Genomic DNA, 18,354 nt, shown 5'->3' on the forward strand with positions numbered 1-18,354 from the left:
CACCGCGCGCGGCGACGCGTATCACGCGAGGCGTGCCCGCAGCCACGACGTGAACGCGGCCACGAGCGGCGACTCGGCCAGTTCATGACGCGTGACGAGATAGTACGCGTGGCGTGACGGCACCGTGGCGCTGAACGGCCGCACGAGCGTGCCGTCGATCAGGTCGTCGCGCACCGACAGGCTGTCGCCGAGTGCGACGCCCTGGCCGTGCACCGCGGCTTCGACGCCGATGTGCGCGTTGCCGATTTCGAGAATGCGGATGCCCGGCAGCTTGTCGGCGTTCGCTTGCGCGAGCCACCGCGTCCACGAGCCCGCATGCTCGCAGAACAGCGTCCGCCCCGCGAGATCCTGCACCTTGCGGATCGCATCGGGCCCGTTCATCAACGCCGGGCTCACGACCGGGAACAGCGCCGGATGCGCGAGCAGCTCGACGCGCCGGTTGCGCCAGTTGCCTTCCCCGTAGCGAATGCAGACGTCGACGTCCGCCGAATAGGTTTCGCGATCGTCGTTCGACGGAATCACTTTCAGATGGATACCCGGATAACGCTCCAGAAAATCGCCGATGTGCCGGGCGAGCCAGCGCGACGTCAGCGACAGCGGCGTCGACACGACGAGATCGCCGGCGGCGGCCGGCGAATCGAGCCTGACGGTGGCGTTCGCGATCATGTCGAACGCGGTACCGACCGGTTCGAGCAGCGCCTCACCTTCGGGCGTGAGCTTCACGCGGGCCTTTGATCGGACGAATAGCGCGATGCCGAGCGTGTTCTCGAGAATGCGGATCTGGTGGCTGACCGCGCTGGCGGTCACGTGCAGTTCATCGGCGGCGGCCGACACGCTGCCGCACCGGGCGGCGGCTTCGAATGCGCGAAGCGGGTTCAGCGGAGGCAGGCGGTTGCGCATCGGCGGGGCGCGTCGCGGGCGACGATACTGAGAAAAATTTCATTAAAACGGATTCAATTTCTCGCTACAACAAAAAAAATTGAATGCCTACAGTGGGAGCAATCCAACCGAGTCGAGGTCGACCGCAATGAGCCTTACCGAACCGATCGAACGCCTGTGGGGCGGCCGCTTCCAGTCGGCGCCGTCCGACGCGCTGCAGAACCTGTCCCGCTCCGATCCGAGTTTCTTCCGTCTCGTGCCGTACGATCTGGCGGGCTCCCGGGCCCATGCGCGCGAACTGAACCGCGCGGGTATCCTGAACGACGACGACCTCGCGCAACTGCTGGACGCGATGGACGGCATCGCGCGCGACTATGCCGCCGGCGCGATCGCGCCATCGCTCGCCGACGAGGACGTGCACACGTTCCTCGAGCGCGTGCTCACGCAGCGGCTGCCGGCGCTCGGCGGCAAGCTGCGCGCCGGGCGCTCGCGCAACGACCAGGCGGCGAACGACCTGCGCCTGTATCTGCGCGACAAGGCGCGCCGGCTCGTGCGCGGCGTGCTCGACCTGCAGGATGCGCTGATCGGCCAGGCGAGCCGGCATGTCGACACGGTGACGGCCGGATTCACCCACCTGCAGCCCGCGCAGCCGATCGTGTTCGGCCATCAATTGCTCGCCCACGCGCAGTCGCTGTATCGCGACGCCGATCGCCTGGTCGACTGGGACCGTCGCACCGCGCGTTCGCCGCTCGGCGCGGCCGCGCTCGCGGGCTCGGCGATCTGCGTGCGGCCCGAGCTGTCGGCGCGGGAGCTGGGTTACGACGCGCCGTGCGAGAACTCGATCGACGCGGTGGCCGCGCGCGACCACGTCGCCGAATTCGTGTTCGTCACCAGCATGCTCGCCGTGAACCTGTCTCGCCTGTCGGAAGAAGTGATCCTGTGGACGTCGCGACAATTCCGCTGGGTGGAACTCGACGACGGCTACGCGACCGGCAGCTCGATCATGCCGCAGAAGAAGAACCCGGACATCGCGGAGCTCACGCGCGGGAAGGCGGGGCGCCTGATCGGCAACCTGACGGGGCTGCTCGCGACGCTGAAGTCGCTGCCGCTCGCGTACAACCGCGATCTCGCGGAAGACAAGATCGCCGCGTTCGATTCGATCGACACGCTCGAACTCGTGCTGCCGGCGATGGCGGGGATGATCCGCACGATGCGCGTGAACGTCGACGAGATGCGTCGCCAGGCGCCGCTCGGCTTCACGCTCGCCACCGAGGTCGCCGACTGGCTCGCGCTGACGGGCGTGCCGTTCAGCGAGGCGCACGAGATCACCGGCACGCTCGTGCGCGCGTGCGAGCGGGACGGCATCGAGCTGGCCGACGCGAGCGCCGAACAGTTGCAGGCCGTCGACACGCGCCTCGCACCGGCGGTGCGCGCGCATCTGACGCTCGACGCGGCCGTCGCCGCACGCGGCGGGGCGGGCGGCACGTCGCCCGTACGCGTGCGCGAACAGATCGATCGCCTGAGCGAGGCAATCGAGCGCCAGGCCGCGTGGGCGGCCGATTACCGGGGGCCGTCATGCTGAGCGCATCCGATTCCCGCCGTCTCGACGGCGCACCGGCGGCGGCCGATGCGGTCGCGGACGACACGGCCGTCCTCGTGCGCGTGCGCCGGCGCTACTGGGGCCGCTACGTCGCATCGGTCGCGATCGTTGCCGCGCTTGCCTATATCGCCGCCGCGTTCGCGCGCGGACAGATCGAATGGCGTGTCGTCGGCCAGTTCCTGACCGCGCGCTCGATCCTGACGGGGCTCGCCAACACGATCGTGATGACCGTCCTCGCGATGACGGTCGGTGTCGTGCTCGGGGTCGTCACCGCGGTGATGCGGCTGTCGTCGAACCCGGTGCTCGGGGCGATCGCGCAGGGCTATATCTGGCTGTTCCGCGGCACGCCGGTGATTCTGCAGTTGCTGCTGTGGTTCAACCTGGCGCTGGTGTTTCCGACGCTCGGCATCCCGGGCATCGCCGAATACCGGACCGTCGACGTGATGACGCCGTTCCTCGCGGCCGTGCTCGGACTCGGCATCAACCAGGGCGCGTATACGTCGGAAGTCGTGCGGGCCGGGCTGCTATCGGTCGATACAGGCCAGTACGAGGCCGCGAAATCGATCGGCATGCCGCGCCTGCAGGCGCTGCGCCGGATCATCCTGCCGCAGGCGATGCGCGTGATCGTGCCGCCGATCGGCAACGAGCTGATCGGCATGGTCAAGCTGACGTCGCTCGCGAGCGTCGTGCAGTACGCGGAGATGCTGCACAACGCGCAGAACATCTACTACGCGAATGCCCGCGTGATCGAACTGCTGATCGTCGCCGGCATCTGGTATCTCGCGGTCGTCACCGTGCTGTCGCTCGCGCAGGCCCGCGTCGAACGGCGCTTCGCACGCGGTGCGGGGCGCGCGGCGGGCCGAAAATGAACGACACGATCCACAACTATCGGGAGAACGTCATGACGAATGCAGTCGTTCGCGCGGTCGACGTGCGCAAGTCGTACGGCGATTTCCAGGCGCTGCACGGCATCACGCTCGACGTCGAACAGGGCGAAGTGCTGTGCATCATCGGCCCGTCGGGCTCGGGCAAGAGCACGTTCCTGCGCTGCATCAATCAACTCGAGACGATCAGCGCGGGCGCGCTGTGGGTCAACGGCGAACTGGCCGGTTACCGGCGCACGGGCAACCGGCTCCACGCGCTGTCCGAGCGCCAGGTCGCGCGCCAGCGGCTGGCGACGAGCATGGTGTTCCAGCGCTTCAACCTGTTTCCTCACAAGACGGCGCTCGAGAACGTGATCGAGGGCCCCGTGCAGGTGCTCAAGCGCCGCCGTGCGCAAGCGGAGGAGGAGGCGCGCGCGCTGCTCGCCCGCGTCGGGCTCGCCCACAAATGCGACGCGTTTCCGGTCGAGCTGTCGGGCGGCCAGCAGCAGCGCGTTGCGATCGCGCGGGCGCTCGCGATGCATCCGCAGCTGATCCTGTTCGACGAACCGACGTCGGCGCTCGATCCCGAACTCGTCGGCGAAGTGCTGGCCGTGATGCGCGATCTCGCGAAGAGCGGGATGACGATGATCGTCGTCACGCACGAGCTCGGCTTCGCGCGCGAGGTGGCCGACCGCGTCGTGTTCATGGACGGCGGCCGGATCGTCGAAAGCGGGCCGCCGGACCAGGTGCTGTCCGCGCCGACCCATGCGCGCACGCGCGACTTCATTTCGGCGGTGATTGCTTGAGCGGGTCGGGCGCCCCGTGCAGAAGCGCCCGAACGATTCCTCCGTCAACGATACAAGCCCACAACGACAAGGCGACACCCCATGAAAGCATCCGTCCTGACCCGCACGCTGGCTGCCGCCGCATTCGGCGCGCTCGCGCTTCATGCGACGTTCTCGGTCGCGCAATCCGCCCCCGCGGCCGCGAAACGCACGCTGAACGTCGCGATCGTGCCGAACTATCCGCCGTTCGAATACAAGGATCCGGCGACCGACAAGCTCGCGGGTTTCGACGTCGATCTCGGCGAGGCGCTTGCCGCGAAGATGGGCGCGAAACTCAACTGGGTCGAGACGAGCTTCGACCAGATGATGAGCGCGGTCGCGACGCAACGCGTCGACATGATCCTGTCCGGGATGACCGACCTGCCGACGCGCCGCGATGCGGTGACGTTCGTCGACTACATCGAGACGGGCCCGCAGTTCTACGTGCTGAAGGCACGCGCCGGCGAGTTCGCGCAGATGAGCGCGCTGTGCGGCAAGCGCGTGGGGTCGAGCCGGCGCACGTCGTTCCCGGACAATACGACCGCATGGAGCGCGGAGAACTGCGTGAAGGCCGGCAAGCCGCCGATCGTGGTGGTGGGCACCGACGGCTCGTCGGATGCGCGGATGCAGCTGCGCCAGAACCGCATCGACGCGGCGGTGCAGGGCGGCGAGACGCTGCCGTACCAGAACAGCCTCGAGCAGAACGCGTATGCGCCGGTCGGCAAGCCGTTCCTGTCGCAATACACGGGCATTGGCGTCGCGAAGAGCAACACGGCGCTGAGCAGCGCGCTGACGGCGGCGCTCGACCAGCTGATCGCGGACGGCTCGTACCGGAAGCTGCTCGCGAAATGGGGGCTGCAGGAACACGCGGTGGCGAAGGCGATGATCAACGGCACCCACTGAGCGCGCGATGACGGACCTGGCGCCCCGCTGGCCCGACGCGAAGCGCGCATGCGTCGCGCTCGCGTTCGATCTCGACGGCCCGACCGGCGACGCGATGCTGAACGGGTCGATCTGGCGCAACCCCGCGTATTTCACGCTCGGCAGCTACGGGCCGTGGCGCGCGCTCGGCCGGCTGCTCGACCTGCTCGCCTCTTTCGCGTTGCCCGCGACGTTCTTCGTGCCCGCCTGGGTCGCGCGAACGTGGCCCGCGCAATGCGCGGCGATCGTCGAGCGCGGCCACGAGATCGGCTATCACGGCTACCGGCACGAAGCGTTCTGGACGCTCGAACCCGATCGGCAGCGCGAGATCATGGCGCAATCGGCCGATATCTTCGCGCGCACGCTCGGCGTGCGGCCGGTGGGGTTCCGCACGCCGTCCGGCGACTGGAGCGCCGCGACCGTGGCCGTGCTGCGCGAAGCGGGCGTGCGCTATTCGAGCTCGATGCGCGGCGACGACCGGCCGTACCTGCTGCACGGCGAGAACGGCGAGCCGCCGCTCGTCGAGATTCCCGGCCGCTGGGAGACCGACGACTACGCGTCGCTCGCGTATCACCGCAATCCCGACTACCCGGCCGGGCTCGACCGGATCGCGGGCTACGGCGCGACGCTCGACAACTGGACGCGCGAATTCGACGGCGTATACCGTGAAGGGCTGTGCCTGACGACGCTTCTTCATCCCAAGGTGTGCGGCAAACCGGGACGCATCGCGCTGCTGGATGCCTGGCTCGACCACATGCGCGCGCAGGACGGCGTATGGTTCGCACGCTGCCGCGATGTCGCCGACTGGTGGCTCGGGCAGGCCGCGCGGGAGGCGGCGCCCACGCAACGGAGCGGCACGTGACCCACCTTCCTGCATGGCCGGGCGGCGCGCGATACGCGGTCGCGATCACGGTCGACTTCAACGACATTCATGGCATCCAGACGCGCGAACCGCGTATCGTCGGCCGCGAGAAATCGCTGTCGGTCTGGCGTTACGGCGCGACGCGCGGTGTCGACCGGCTGCTTGCGGCGTTCGATGCGTTCGGCGTGCCGACGAGCTGGTTCGTGCCCGGCGCCGTCGCCGAAACGCATCGGGGCACGGTATGCGAGATTGCCGCAGCCGGCCACGAGCTCGGCGTGAGCGGCTATCGCTGCGAGGATTTCGATGCATTGCCGCTCGCTGCCCAGATCGACGCGTGCCGCGCGGGGCGTGCGGCGCTCGCGGACGCGACCGGTCGCGACGCGCACGGCTTTCGCTCGTTCACCGGCAACTGGGCCGACGGCTTCGCCGAATTTCTCGTCGCGGAAGGTTTCACGTGGTCGTCGTCCTGGCGCGGCGACGATCTGCCTTACGTGCATCCGCGTAGCGACGGCGACGTGAAGGGCGCACGGCTCGTCGAACTGCCGCTGCACTACGAGCTCGAGGACGAACCGTATTTCGAGTTCAACCTGTCGCCGCCCGTGCCGGCAGGCCAGCCGCGCATCGCCGCGTACCGCGACGTGCTCGACAACTGGCGGCGCGACGTCGACGGGTTCAGGCGTTTCGGGCTGTGCTGCGTGTTGCGCCTGCATCCCGAGATCATCGGCACGGCCGGCCGGATCGCTTTGCTGCACGCGTTGCTCGCGCACTTGCGCGGCACCGGCGATGCATGGTTCGCGACGGGGCACGACATCGCGCGCTGGTGGCATGCACAGGCACCCGTCAACGACCCGGGCCATCCGGTCGACGTGTTCGCACGCTGCGTGGCAGACGAGGCGGCACGATGACGACGGACACGCAAGCGCGCGCGACGCGGCTCGCGGCATTCGTCGCACGGACTTCCGCCGATGCATTGCCGGACGACGTCGTCGCGAAAGCCACGCGTCATGTTCTCGACACGTTCGGCGCCGCGCTGGCGGGCACGTCGGCCGTCGAGACGCGCAGCGCCCGTGCGCTGACCGGCGCCGTTGGCCGCGGCGGCGCGTCGCTATGGGGCACGCGACGGCGTGCGAGTGCGCGCGACGCGGCGTTCGTCAACGGCATTGCCGCGCACGCACTCGAGCTCGACGATTCGGGCGGCTGCGATCATTCGGGCGCGGTCGTGCTGCCAGCCGTGCTGGCAGCGCTGTCGTGCGCCAGCCAACCGGTCGCGGGCCGAGAATGCGTGATGGCGATCGTGCTCGGATACGACGTCGGTCGGCGCGTGCTCGAGGCGGCGGGCGGCTACTCGGCCCACAACGGCGCGGGCTGGCATTCGACGCTCAGTTGCGGCGTGTTCGGCGCGGCCGCCGCGAGCGCGCGCGTGCTCGGACTCGACGCCGTGCGCACGCGTGACGCATTGGGCCATGCGGCGAGCTTCGCCGGCGGCCTGTGGAGCTTCATTCACGACGGATCGCAAACCAAGCGGCTGCACGCCGGGCGTGCGGCGGAAGGCGGCGTGCTGGCGGCGTTGCTTGCCCGGGAGGGCGTGAGCGGCCCCGCCCGCGTGTTCGACGACGTGTGGGGCGGCTTCTTCAACACGTTCGCCGCGCCGTCGCATGCGCCCGACGCGTTGACCGACGGCCTCGGCGCGCACTGGAAGCTGATGCGCTGCTCGATCAAGCCGCACGCGTCGTGCCGCAGCGCGCATGCGGCGGTCGACGCGGCGCTGCAACTCGCGGACGGCCGCACGTTCGCGGCGGGCGAGATCGAACGGGTGACGGTGCGGGCGAGCGCGTTCGTTGCGCGGATGTGCGGCGGCCGCGACCTGTCGACGCTGTCGTCCGCGCAAATGAGCCTGCCGTACGCGGTTGCGGCGGCGCTCGTGTTCGGCGACACCGGGATCGACGCTTATCGTGCGGACCGGCGCACCGACCCGAGCGTGACTGCGCTGCTCGCGCGCATCACGGTCGATGTCGATCCGGCGCTCGGCGATCTCGACGAGCCGACGGTGAGCCTGCAACGCGCGGACGGGACGCGGGAATCGCGACACGTGCCGATCGCCCTCGGCGATCCGCGCAATCCGCTGCCGGATGCGGCGCTGCTGGCCAAATATCGTGCGCTGGCAAGCACGGCGTTCGACGGTGCGCGCGTCGACGCGTTGAGCGACATGTGCCTGTCGCTGGACCGGCAGGCCGACGCGCGCGTGCTGAACGAGCGGCTCGCAGGCGATTCGGAACACCTCGATTGACTGGGTCGATGGCTTCATGCGGCAGTTGCGGCTGCAACATGTGCGCGGGAAGCCGCCGGCCTGTTGCGCGGCCTACCCTGCTGTCCGCAGGGATCGCGGCATCCGCGCCGCGCTACGACCGGTCGCGATTCCTCGCGCGCGTCGCGCCCGTGATGACCGCGATCCCGAACAGGATGACGGCCACGATCTCGATGACGTATTGCGCGACGTGCAGCGTCATCAAACCCCACGCGACGCCGCCGATGAAGATGATCCATCCGACCAGGTAGATAAGCAGGGTCATCGTTTTTCTCCTTGCAGTATTGGCCCATGGCGCGGGTGACCGGCCGTGCAAAATTTACCGGCCGCGCGGGGGCGCGATGGAGGCGCGATTCGCGAGTGGACGAGCATATTCCGGGCCCGGGCATGCGGGGCCGGACCGGCGTCCCGATGGTCGCATTTGGCCGCACGTTTCATTCCGGCGCCCAATCGTGCGCCTGCAGCCCGAGCCGCGCCATGAGCCGCCCGGCATCGAACGGCGCCTGCGTTTTCGTGTCGTTGTCGAAATAGCAGTACACGTCGCGCGTCGCCGCACGCGGCGGTTTCAGCGCCGGTGCGGCGAGACGCGCATCGTCGGGCTGCGCGCCCCGGCTCCACGCTTCGATTCTGCGCGCCCATCGTTCGAGCGCCGCATCGGCGTATTCGCCCGAATACTTCGTTTCGGTGCCGTGCAGCCGGATATAGACGAACCGCGCGCTCAGATCCTCGAACTGCGGCCACGCCTCGGTCGAATCCGACACGACGAGCGCGACCTTGTGGCGGCGCAGCAGCTTCACGAACGCCGGATCCACGAAGCTGTCGTGCCGTACTTCCACCGCATGACGCAACGCGCGCTTGCGGTCGATCTGCAGATAGGGCTCGCGCACGCGCGCATCGTGCCGTCGGGCGAGCGCGAGCGCGGCTTCCGTGTCGTGCGGCAGCAGGCTCAGGAAGCGTTCCATGTGCGCCGGATCGAACCGCAGCGACGGCGGGAATTGCCACAGCAGCGGCCCGAGCTTGTCCTTCAGCGCGAACAGCCCCTGCGCGAAAAAATTCGCGCATGCGATCGTGGCCGTTTCGTCGCGAAAGCGCAGCATGTGCGTCAGGTAGCGCGACCCTTTCACGCTGAACACGAACCCGGGCGGCGTGTCGGCGTACCAGCGCCGCCAGCTGTCAGGTGCTTGCAAGCTGTAGTGCGTGCCGTTGATTTCGATCGTCTGCATGTGGCCCGAGGCATACCGCAGCTCCTTGGCCTGCTTCAGGTCGGGCGGGTAGAACGTCCCGCGCCAGCCGGGGTAGCGCCAGCCCGAAATGCCGATGTGAATCCTGCCGGATGTGCGTGTCACGTCGATGCCCGGCTGCGCCGGGTTCCTGATGCGGTTCGGGCGACGAGCAATCCGCGTGCCGCCGCCGTCGCCGAGCCGATTTTTTTAAAGACCGCGCCACGTTCGGCCGGTATGATCGCTGCGCTCGCGAACGACGCAATCGGCCGATGCATCCGGCCGATCCGTGCGTCACAGCCTTCGCCGGCACGGCAAACACGACACCACCGGATGGACCGCGGCGACACGCGGTCCGCCGATCCGGCCGAACGGGCCAACCCAGCACGACGGAGTATCGACACGATGTGGACGGAGACAGGGGCGGGGCGGCGCGCGACAGCGATCGCGGCCGGCGGAGCGTTGTGCGTGGCCGCCGCGGGCGGCGCGTACGCGCAGGCATCGGTGCCGGCGGCGACAGCGGCCGTGCTGCCGGCCATCGACGTGCGGGGGCCGGCCGACGCATCGTCGATCGGGCTCGTCGGGCGGCGCACCGCTACCGGCACCAAGACCGACACGCCGATCGACGAGATTCCGCAAACGGTCAACCTCGTGACCGCGCAACAGATCGACATGACCGGCGCGACCGACCTGAACCAGGCGTTGCGCTACGTGCCCGGTTTCGCGACGTTCGGCGCCGACAGCCGCACCGACTGGTATGCGGCGCTGCGCGGCTTCACGCCGACGCTCTACGTCGACGGCCTGCCGGCGCCGGATACGGCCGTGATCGCGAACTGGCGCGTCGATCCGTACACGATCGATTCGATCGCGGTGCTGCGCGGGCCCACGTCGGTGCTGTACGGCGCGGGCGAGCCGGGCGCGATCGTCGACGCGCACACGAAGCTGGCCGACGGCGAGCGTGTGCGCGAAGCCGGCGTGCAGATCGGCAACGATGCGCGCAAGCAGGCGATGCTCGACGTCGGCGACAGGCTCGATCCCGATGGTAGGACTGCGTACCGCTTCGTCGGCGTCGCGCGTGACGGCAATGCGGTGACCGGCCCGAACGGCGACCGGCGCGTCGCGCTCGCGCCGTCGTTCCGGTGGCGGCCGAACGCGGACACGTCGCTGACGGTTTCCGCGACGTTCCTGCAGGACAGCGGCGACATCTCGTCGAACTTCCTGCCCGCGTCTGGCACGGTGCTGCCGAACCCGAACGGCCGCCTGTCGCAGGACCGCTACATGGGCGACCCGTCGTTCAACGACTACCGCAAGAAGCAATGGTCGCTCGGCTATGCGCTGGAACACCGCGTGAACGCGATCTGGACGCTGCATCAGGACGTGCGCTGGTCGCACCTGTCGCTCGACGATGCGACGGTGTTCGGCAACGGCCTCGCGCCGCGCAGCACGACGAACATGATGCGTTTCGCGGGGCTGTTCCAGCTCAACTACAGCCGGCTCGACATCGACAACCACGCGCAGGCGCGCTTCGGCACGGGGCCCCTCGAACACACGCTGCTGTTCGGCGTGCAGTTCGACCGGCAGACGACGACCAACAGCGTGTACCTTGCGCTCGCGCCGTCGCTCGACCTGTACCACCCCGTCTATCGGCCGGTGACGGCCGCGATCTTCTCCGGCCCGACGTCGCTCGGCCACGTCGATCAGTACACGGCGATGAACGGGGTCGGCGTGTACGCGCAGGACCAGATCCGCTGGCAGCGCTGGACGCTGACGCTCGGCGGCCGCGAGGATGTCGTGAATGCGCGGTTCGACGACCGCGCCGCCGGCACGCACGCGCAGCAGGACGTCCGTGCGTTCTCCGGGCGCGTCGGGCTCACCTATCGCGGCGACGCAGGGCTGTCGCCGTACGTCAGCTATTCGACGTCGTTCGATCCGGTCATCGGCGTGCGGATGTTCGGCGGCGGCCTGCCGAAACCGACTCGCGGCGCGCAGACGGAGGCCGGGCTGCGCTGGGCGCCGCCCGGTCGGAACCTGATGCTGAACGCGGCCGTGTATCGGATCGACCAGACCAACGTCGTGACACCGACGCCGGTCAATCTCGACCCGACCGGCACGACGTCGGTGCAGACCGGCAAGGTGCGCTCGCGCGGCATCGAGTTGAGCGCGGTCGGCAAGCTGACGCGCGAGCTGTCGATCGTCGCGTCGTATGCGTATCAGGACGTCAAGAACGTGCAGGCGAACGACGCGTCGCTGAACCACTGGCCGGTGTCCGTGCCGCTGCCGCGGCAGATCGCGTCGATGTGGGCCGACTGGACCTGGCATACGGGCGCGCTGGCGGGCCTCGGCGTCGGCGGCGGCGTGCGCTACCAGAGCGCATCGGCGGGCGCGCCGGACAACTCGCTGACGGTGCCGAGCGCGACGCTTTACGACCTCGCGATCCATTACGAACTGCCGCGCTGGCGTTTCGCGGTGAACGTCGCGAACCTGTTCGACCGGCGCTACGTGAGCGGCTGCCAATCGTACGCGGTGTGCGTGTTCGGCAACGAGCGGACCGTGCTGGCCAGCGCGAAATACAACTGGTAGGCGCGAGCGCGTCGCATGCGGCCTACGCGCGGCGTTGCGGCTCCCGGGCGGCGGTGCGCGCGCCCGCATGGCCCTGGCGCCGCCATTCGGTCGGCGTGATGCCGAACCGTTCGCGAAAGGCGGTCGCGAAATTGGCCGGCGTGGAAAAGCCGATTTCCTTCGCGATGCTGGCGATGCTGAGCGACGTGGAATCGAGCAGATCCTGCGCGATCCGCAGCCGTTCGTAGCGCAGATACTCGAACACGGTCTGGCCGAGATTGTCGCGAAACGCGCGCGACAGGCGCTTTTCGTGCGTGCCGACCGCGCGCGCCAGTTCCTCCACCGTCGGCGGATCGTTCAGCGTGCGCGACAGGTGGCGGATGGCCGCGCGCACGATGATGTCGTCTTCCTTGCCGCCCGCGGGCGGGCGTTCCGCGTGCTCCGTCACGGCGGGCCGTTCGCGCTTCGTCCGGGACAACTGCACGCGAATCCGCGCGATCACCTCCGCCGGCTCGAATGGCTTCACCACATAGTCGACGCCGCCGATCTCGAGCCCCTCGAGCCGTTCGTGCAACGCGTCGGCCACGGTCAGGAAGATGACCGGGATCGCGCTCGTCAGCGGATCGGCGGCCAGCAGGCGGCATGCGGTGAAGCCGTCCATGTGCGGCATGCGCACGTCCATCAGGATCAGGTCGGGCATCAGCGCCTGCGCGCGCTGGCACGCTTGCGTGCCGTCGAATGCGATGCTGATCCGGCATCCCGTGCTGCGCAGGATCTCGATCAGCAAACGGAGCTGGTCGGGTTGATCGTCGACGATCAGGATATGCGCGTCGCTCAACGCGGAGATCGGTGAAGACATCGTGCACCTGTGGTGAAAAGGCGGTTGGCTGCGTTTCCGCGGGTGGCCTGCCCGGTGCGGTGGAAACGTCGGAAGCCGCTCTGTGGCGACGCATCGCACGGCGTTCGTCGTTTTAATCACGGAGCCGGTCGACACGCGACGGATTGCCGTGAGCGCGTGGAGAACGATCACGACTGCCGGAATCGATGCGAGCGGAATTGTAGGAGCATATTTCGAATCCGGCCAGCCATGACGACTCTATTCGCACCATTCAATCTTCTCGATTATCGAAAATGGCGGTTTGCGACAGGAATGTAAGGCGTCGACGTGCGTCAATACTCATGGTTTACGCGTATATCCAGTGAGAAATCGCACAGCCGGGCAGTTTCGCGATTGTCTTTTTGAAGAAAGATATTATTGGAATCCGCTTTGGCAAAGTATTTATCCGCTCGGTAAAAGATTTTTAATAAAGGCGTCGGCGCGAAATCGTTTGCGCAATGGATATGTTTTACCTAAGTCGTTGAATATTTTGAATTTTACAATCTATAAAGAATGCCGTCTTTAATAACTCGGGCTCGTGTCTCATAATTCGTCCGAACTTTGAACGACGGGTCGAGCAGGGCAGCGGAAGCGCCGCAAGCGGTGACGGACGTTGCCTGACCCGGGGCCGGCGCATCAATTGATGACTGTCCAGGCCCGTGCTTGCTGCACGGAAATGAAACCCGGTTGCCGGGGATGAAATAAAAGAAGCGTGGTGGGTCGCGGTCGGCGCGACGACAAATCGGGGATGCACATGACGACGGGTTGAATCTCCGGATTCAGTCGGGGAAAAACTCGTCCATGAGAAACAATACGTATTCCTAATGCAATTGTCGAATTAGCGGAACGGGACGTCGGGACGACGACATGCCCGCGGCTTTCGAACGCCCTGCCGAAACGGGTGCTCGATGCGTGTCGTGTCGCCAGGGTCGGCCCGGTAGCGGAATCCGCTTCCGAAACGAAGTCGAAATCGAAGTCGAAGCTGTCAATAAAAGTAAGTAGTCCGTATTCAAACCAGACGCTACACAACGGAGCAGAAGACCATGAAGAGGAAGCAGATTTCGGCGCTCGCCGCCGCGATGTTCACCGGCGCGGGTGTGCTGATCGCCGGCGCCGCCCACGCGGACAATTTCGTCGACCGCGGCAACCCGGACAACGCGCTGAACGGCCAGTGCATCGACGGCACCAACCCGCTGTGCGTGGCGACCAAGAACGGCAGCTATGTGGCGGTCAGCACCACCAACGTGACGCAAGGCACCAACGCGAAGGCCGGCGCCAGCGGTATCGCGATCGGCGACCAGTCGAATGCGAGCAGCAAGGGCGGTAGCGGCAGCGGCGGCGCGATTGCGATCGGGGTCGGCTCGCAGGCGCTGGCGAACTCGGCCACCGCGATCGGCACGGTGGCGGTCGCGCAGGGCAACACGGCGCTGGCGATCGGCCGCCAGTCGGCGGCGGTCGGCGATTTCTCGATGGCGCTCGGCAACGTCGCGGACGCGCACGGCACGAGCTCGATCGCGCTCGGCCACTCGGCGCTCGCCAGCGGCGACCGCTCGGTCGCGATCGGCGGCGCGAACCCGACGTCGAGCGACGGCGTATCGGCCGGCGCATCGTACGACGCGGCCACGCAGACGCGTGCCGCCGGCACCCAGTCGGTGGCGATCGGCGCCGGCGCGCAGACGAACGACAACAACCAGGTGGCGATCGGCTCGGGCAGCGTCGGCGCGAACAACGGCGGTACGCCGGTATTCGGCGGCACGGCCGCACCGGTCGGCGGCGCGGTATCGTTCGGCGCGCTCGGCAGCGAACGCCAGCTCAAGAACGTCGCGGCGGGCGCGGCCGATACCGATGCGGTCAACGTCCAGCAGCTGAAGAACGTGAACAACACGCTGAGCACGGGCATCGGCAATGTCGACGCACGCGTGACGTCGGTGGGCAATTCGCTGTCGACCACGATCTCGAACGTCGACCAGCGCGTGACCAGCGTCGGCAACAGCTTGAGCACGAGCATCGTCACGGCGACGCAGAACGTCGTCAAATACACCGACGACTCGCATGCGGCGATCGCGCTCGACGGCGCGACCGGCACGACGATCGGCGGCGTGGCTGCGGGCGTCGCCGATACCGATGCGGTCAACGTCGGCCAGTTGAAGGGCAGCGTCGCGCCGTTGCAGACGTCCCTGTCGACGGCGGCGTCGAACATCACGAACCTGCAGAACAGCGTGACCGGCATCAACGGATCGTTGAGCACCGCGGCGTCGAACATCGTCAACCTGCAGGCGGCCGATACGCGCAACGTCAAGTACGACGGCGCGAGCGGCTTCGACTCGGTGACGTTCGCCGGCCCCAACGGCACGACGCTGCACAACGTCGCGGACGGCAAGGATACGCACGACGCCGTGAACGTCGGCCAATTGACGGGCGGCCTTGCATCGCTGAGCACGAGCGTGACGAACAACCTCAGCACGACGCTCGGCAACCTGAGCACGTCGATCACGAGCCAGATCGGCAACGCGACGAAGAACGCGGTGCAGTACGACGACGATGCGCACGGCGGCGTCACGCTGGGCGGCACGGGTGCAACGGCGCCGGTCGGCCTGCACAACGTCGCGGACGGCGTGGCCGCGAACGACGCGGTGAACGTCGGCCAGCTCGGCAAGGCGACCGACACGCTGAACCAGTCGATCACGGCCGTCGGCAACCAGGTGACGACGAACACCGGCAACATCGCGGCGCTTCAGCAGGACGCGCTGCAGTGGAACCCGGGCCTCGGTGCATACGATGCAAGCCACGGCGGCCACGGCCCGCAGCTGATCAGCAACGTCGCGGCCGGCAAGCGCGGAACGGACGCGGTCAACGTCGATCAGCTGACCGCGGCGATTCACGACGGGACGAGCCAGCTCGACGCGCTCGCCGTCAAATACGACGATGCGAGCAAGCAGCAGGTGTCGCTCGGCGCAGGCAACGGCGGGAATCCGGTGCGCGTGACCAACGTCGCGGAAGGCAACGTGGCGGCCGGCAGCACCGATGCGGTGAACGGCGCGCAACTGCGTCGCGCGACCGACGGCGCCGCGACCGCGCTCGGCGGCGGCGCGACGGCGAACCCGGACGGCTCGATCGGCGCACCGAACTACAAGATCGGCGGCAGCGCGTTCAACAACGTCGGCGACGCGCTGACGAACCTCGACGGCCGCGTCGGCAGCAACACGACGACGCTCGCGAATCACGAAACGCGCCTCGGCAACGCCGAAACCAATATCACGAACAACACGGCCGCGATTGCCGGGCTGCAGCAGGATGCGCTGCAATTCGACCCGACGCTCGGCGCGTTCAACGCCGCGCGCGGCGGTGCGCCGACGAAGCTGACGAACGTGGCCGACGGCAACCTCGCCGCGGGCAGCACGGACGCGGTCAACGGCGGCCAGTTGTCGGGCGTGAAGACCGCGCTCGAACAGCAGATCACGAACGTGTCGAACCAGGCCGGCGAAGCGGTGAAGAACGTCGTCAAGTACGACGTCGACCCGAGCGGCAACCGGCTGAATTCGGTGTCGCTCGTCGGCGGCGACGCCACGTCGGCCGTCGTGCTGAAGAACGTCGCGGCCGGCACCAGCGATACCGACGCGGTGAACGTGAAGCAGCTGAAGGACGTGCAGTCGAACCTGAACCAGCTCGGCGCGCTCGCGGTGCAGTACGACGACAGCTCGAAGAGCACGATCACGCTCGGCGGCGCGGGCGGCACGCGCATCACCAACGTGCAGGCCGGCACGCTCGGCGCGACCAGCACCGACGCGGTGAACGGCTCGCAGCTCTACGCGACCAATCAGCAGGTGTCGAAGAACACCACCGACATCTCGAGCCTGCAAGGGAGCGTGACCAACATCGCGAACGGCAAGGCCGGCCTCGTGCAGCAGCAGGACCCGAACGGCGCGATCACGGTCGGCAAGGCGTCTGCCGGTACGAGCGTGAACTTCTCCGGCACGGCGGGCGATCGCGTGCTGACCGGCGTGGCGGCGGGCGTGAACGCCAACGACGCGGTCAACATGGGCCAGTTCAACGCCGCGCTGCAGAATGTCGCGGTCAACGACCGGATCCGTGCGACCGCGACCGATGCGAACACCACGTGGATCGCGCGCGCCGATGCGGGTGCGATCGGGTCGACGGCGACCGCAACCGGCAAGAACGCGGTGGCGGTCGGCCAGGGCTCGGTCGCCGATCGCGACAATTCGTTCTCGGTCGGCGCGAAGGGCAACGAGCGCCAGGTCACGAACGTCGCGGCCGGCACGGCGCCGACCGACGCGGTGAACGTGCAGCAGCTGAACGACAACCTCGCGACCGCGTCGACGCAGGCGAAGGGCTATACCGACCAGCGCATCGGGCAGGTGTACAACTCGTTCAACGACCTGAAGAAGGACATGTACGGCGGCGTCGCGTCGGCGATGGCGGTGGCGGGCTTGCCGCAGCCGACCGGCGCGGGGCGTTCGATGGTGTCGGCGGCGACGTCGAACTATCACGGCCAGCAGGGCTTCGCGGCCGGCTACTCGTACGTGACGGAGAGCAACCGCTGGGTCGTCAAGGCATCGGTGACGGGCAACACGCGGTCGGACTTCGGCGCGGTGGTCGGCGCGGGTTATCAGTTCTGATGCAGGCCGCGTCGCGTTGAGCGACGCGCGGTGCCGGGCAATGGATACTCAGCCCGGCACCATCCGCTGTCGATCGAGGGCCCGGGGTTCGTTCGCGAATCCCGGGCCGTCGTCGTTTGATGTCGCCAGTCGATCGGGCACCGCGCATCGACGATGCCGTCGCGAATGCGAGTCACACTATCCGCCGCGATCGTCGCCATCCCGCAACCGACGGCGCGGCAAGGGTTCCACGCGCATCCGGCGGAACGTCCAATGCGAGTTGTGGAATGCGAGCCCGCGCTCGTATTCTGAAGTCCTCGGGCGGCATGGCATGGAGCCTTCGCCCTTCACCGCATCAGAGCGCGCGACCATGACCGACACGACCCACACGATGAAACTCAACCACCTGAGCTTCCCCTCTGCCGACACGCTGGCGACGGCCCGATTCTTCGAGCGATACCTCGGCTTCACGATCGCGGGAAGCTGGGACAAATCGTGGATTCTCAAACGCCCGGGCTTCGACGTCGTGATCGATCACGTCGGCGACGGCGTGCCCGCGTGGCCGACCCATTTCCACGTCGGCTTCGAACTGCCGAGCCTCGAGGCCGTGCAAGCGTTGTTCGCGCGCTTCAAGGAGGAGGGCGTCGCGATGGAGACGGACGTCTTCAACAACGGGCGCGGCTCCCGCTTCTTTTGCCGCGCGCCGGGTGGCGTGATGTTCGAACTGAACACGCGCGCGGACGCCGCGCCGGAATATCAGGGCACCTTCGACGATTGACGTCGGAACAAACGGATCGGGGAAATCCACCCCACGGGCATAAGAATAGA

At 67.8% G+C, this 18,354-nt stretch carries 14 protein-coding genes; 10 read left to right on the top strand and 4 right to left on the bottom strand.

Annotated features, from left to right (window positions below):
• Positions 1 to 21: 21 nt before the first annotated feature.
• Positions 22 to 900 carry a transcriptional regulator GcvA gene (gene gcvA / locus JYG37_RS31010; protein ID WP_089490044.1) on the bottom strand — a complete coding sequence of 293 codons (879 nt, stop codon included), beginning with the start codon at positions 898 to 900 and terminating at the stop codon, positions 22 to 24.
• 127 nt (positions 901 to 1,027) lie between these two features.
• Here gcvA and argH point away from each other — a divergent pair, with 127 nt between their 5' ends.
• The 7 genes from argH to JYG37_RS31045 all read left to right on the top strand — a co-directional run bounded on the left by argH (position 1,028) and on the right by JYG37_RS31045 (position 8,236).
• Positions 1,028 to 2,461, top strand: a complete 1,434-nt coding sequence (gene argH, locus JYG37_RS31015; RefSeq protein WP_124555445.1) for an argininosuccinate lyase — start codon at positions 1,028 to 1,030, stop codon at positions 2,459 to 2,461.
• Complete coding sequence (locus tag JYG37_RS31020) at positions 2,455 to 3,348, top strand: amino acid ABC transporter permease (RefSeq protein ID WP_124630128.1); 894 nt, start codon at positions 2,455 to 2,457, stop codon at positions 3,346 to 3,348. Before argH ends, JYG37_RS31020 begins: the two co-directional genes overlap by 7 nt.
• Positions 3,345 to 4,148 (top strand): amino acid ABC transporter ATP-binding protein, encoded by an 804-nt coding sequence (locus tag JYG37_RS31025; RefSeq protein ID WP_050015301.1) that lies wholly within the window; start codon positions 3,345 to 3,347, stop codon positions 4,146 to 4,148. The genes JYG37_RS31020 and JYG37_RS31025 overlap by 4 nt, the downstream gene beginning before the upstream one ends.
• A gap of 81 nt (positions 4,149 to 4,229) precedes the next feature.
• The gene (locus tag JYG37_RS31030) at positions 4,230 to 5,069 is read left to right on the top strand and encodes an ABC transporter substrate-binding protein (RefSeq protein WP_050015299.1); all 840 of its coding nucleotides are present in this window, start codon (positions 4,230 to 4,232) and stop codon (positions 5,067 to 5,069) included.
• Positions 5,070 to 5,076: 7 nt separating this feature from the next.
• The gene (locus JYG37_RS31035) at positions 5,077 to 5,949 is read left to right on the top strand and encodes a polysaccharide deacetylase family protein (protein ID WP_213347003.1); all 873 of its coding nucleotides are present in this window, start codon (positions 5,077 to 5,079) and stop codon (positions 5,947 to 5,949) included.
• Positions 5,946 to 6,854 (top strand): polysaccharide deacetylase family protein, encoded by a 909-nt coding sequence (locus JYG37_RS31040; RefSeq protein WP_050015295.1) that lies wholly within the window; start codon positions 5,946 to 5,948, stop codon positions 6,852 to 6,854. Before JYG37_RS31035 ends, JYG37_RS31040 begins: the two co-directional genes overlap by 4 nt.
• Positions 6,851 to 8,236, top strand: a complete 1,386-nt coding sequence (locus tag JYG37_RS31045) for an MmgE/PrpD family protein (protein ID WP_213347005.1) — start codon at positions 6,851 to 6,853, stop codon at positions 8,234 to 8,236. Before JYG37_RS31040 ends, JYG37_RS31045 begins: the two co-directional genes overlap by 4 nt.
• 112 nt (positions 8,237 to 8,348) lie before the next feature.
• Here JYG37_RS31045 and JYG37_RS31050 read toward each other — a convergent pair whose 3' ends face one another.
• Together JYG37_RS31050 and JYG37_RS31055 are read right to left on the bottom strand one after the other, a co-directional pair.
• Entirely contained in the window at positions 8,349 to 8,519 is a 171-nt protein-coding gene (locus JYG37_RS31050) for a hypothetical protein (protein ID WP_167351632.1), read from the bottom strand.
• A gap of 169 nt (positions 8,520 to 8,688) precedes the next feature.
• Positions 8,689 to 9,600: a DUF72 domain-containing protein gene (locus tag JYG37_RS31055; RefSeq protein WP_213347007.1), complete on the bottom strand. Its 912-nt coding sequence runs from the start codon at positions 9,598 to 9,600 to the stop codon at positions 8,689 to 8,691.
• A gap of 279 nt (positions 9,601 to 9,879) precedes the next feature.
• Here JYG37_RS31055 and JYG37_RS31060 point away from each other — a divergent pair, with 279 nt between their 5' ends.
• On the top strand, positions 9,880 to 12,054 hold the full coding sequence (locus tag JYG37_RS31060) for a TonB-dependent siderophore receptor (RefSeq protein WP_213347009.1): 2,175 nt from the start codon (positions 9,880 to 9,882) through the stop codon (positions 12,052 to 12,054).
• 22 nt (positions 12,055 to 12,076) lie between these two features.
• On the opposite strand, the gene JYG37_RS31065 is transcribed toward JYG37_RS31060, so the two are convergent.
• A complete protein-coding gene (locus JYG37_RS31065; protein ID WP_050015289.1) occupies positions 12,077 to 12,892 on the bottom strand; it encodes a response regulator transcription factor in 816 nt (271 codons plus the stop codon).
• Positions 12,893 to 13,953: 1,061 nt separating this feature from the next.
• Here JYG37_RS31065 and JYG37_RS31070 point away from each other — a divergent pair.
• Positions 13,954 to 17,547 carry a YadA family autotransporter adhesin gene (locus tag JYG37_RS31070; RefSeq protein ID WP_213347011.1) on the top strand — a complete coding sequence of 1,198 codons (3,594 nt, stop codon included), beginning with the start codon at positions 13,954 to 13,956 and terminating at the stop codon, positions 17,545 to 17,547.
• Between the two features lie 349 nt (positions 17,548 to 17,896).
• Entirely contained in the window at positions 17,897 to 18,304 is a 408-nt protein-coding gene (locus JYG37_RS31075; RefSeq protein WP_176015925.1) for a VOC family protein, read from the top strand.
• Positions 18,305 to 18,354 lie beyond the last annotated feature (50 nt).

Origin of the sequence: Burkholderia sp. LAS2, from assembly GCF_018417615.1 — a bacterium.
In the GTDB taxonomy this organism is placed as follows: Bacteria; Pseudomonadota; Gammaproteobacteria; order Burkholderiales; family Burkholderiaceae; genus Burkholderia; species Burkholderia sola.

Coding starts and splice junctions, on each gene's coding strand:
- JYG37_RS31060 (WP_213347009.1), top strand. CDS start 9,880: ATGTGGACGGAGACAGGGGCGGGGCGGCGCGCGACAGCGATCGCGGCC.
- JYG37_RS31070 (WP_213347011.1), top strand. CDS start 13,954: ATGAAGAGGAAGCAGATTTCGGCGCTCGCCGCCGCGATGTTCACCGGC.
- gcvA (WP_089490044.1), bottom strand. CDS start 900: ATGCGCAACCGCCTGCCTCCGCTGAACCCGCTTCGCGCATTCGAAGCC.
- JYG37_RS31045 (WP_213347005.1), top strand. CDS start 6,851: ATGACGACGGACACGCAAGCGCGCGCGACGCGGCTCGCGGCATTCGTC.
- JYG37_RS31025 (WP_050015301.1), top strand. CDS start 3,345: ATGAACGACACGATCCACAACTATCGGGAGAACGTCATGACGAATGCA.
- JYG37_RS31030 (WP_050015299.1), top strand. CDS start 4,230: ATGAAAGCATCCGTCCTGACCCGCACGCTGGCTGCCGCCGCATTCGGC.
- JYG37_RS31050 (WP_167351632.1), bottom strand. CDS start 8,519: ATGACCCTGCTTATCTACCTGGTCGGATGGATCATCTTCATCGGCGGC.
- JYG37_RS31035 (WP_213347003.1), top strand. CDS start 5,077: ATGACGGACCTGGCGCCCCGCTGGCCCGACGCGAAGCGCGCATGCGTC.
- JYG37_RS31075 (WP_176015925.1), top strand. CDS start 17,897: ATGACCGACACGACCCACACGATGAAACTCAACCACCTGAGCTTCCCC.
- argH (WP_124555445.1), top strand. CDS start 1,028: ATGAGCCTTACCGAACCGATCGAACGCCTGTGGGGCGGCCGCTTCCAG.
- JYG37_RS31065 (WP_050015289.1), bottom strand. CDS start 12,892: ATGTCTTCACCGATCTCCGCGTTGAGCGACGCGCATATCCTGATCGTC.
- JYG37_RS31020 (WP_124630128.1), top strand. CDS start 2,455: ATGCTGAGCGCATCCGATTCCCGCCGTCTCGACGGCGCACCGGCGGCG.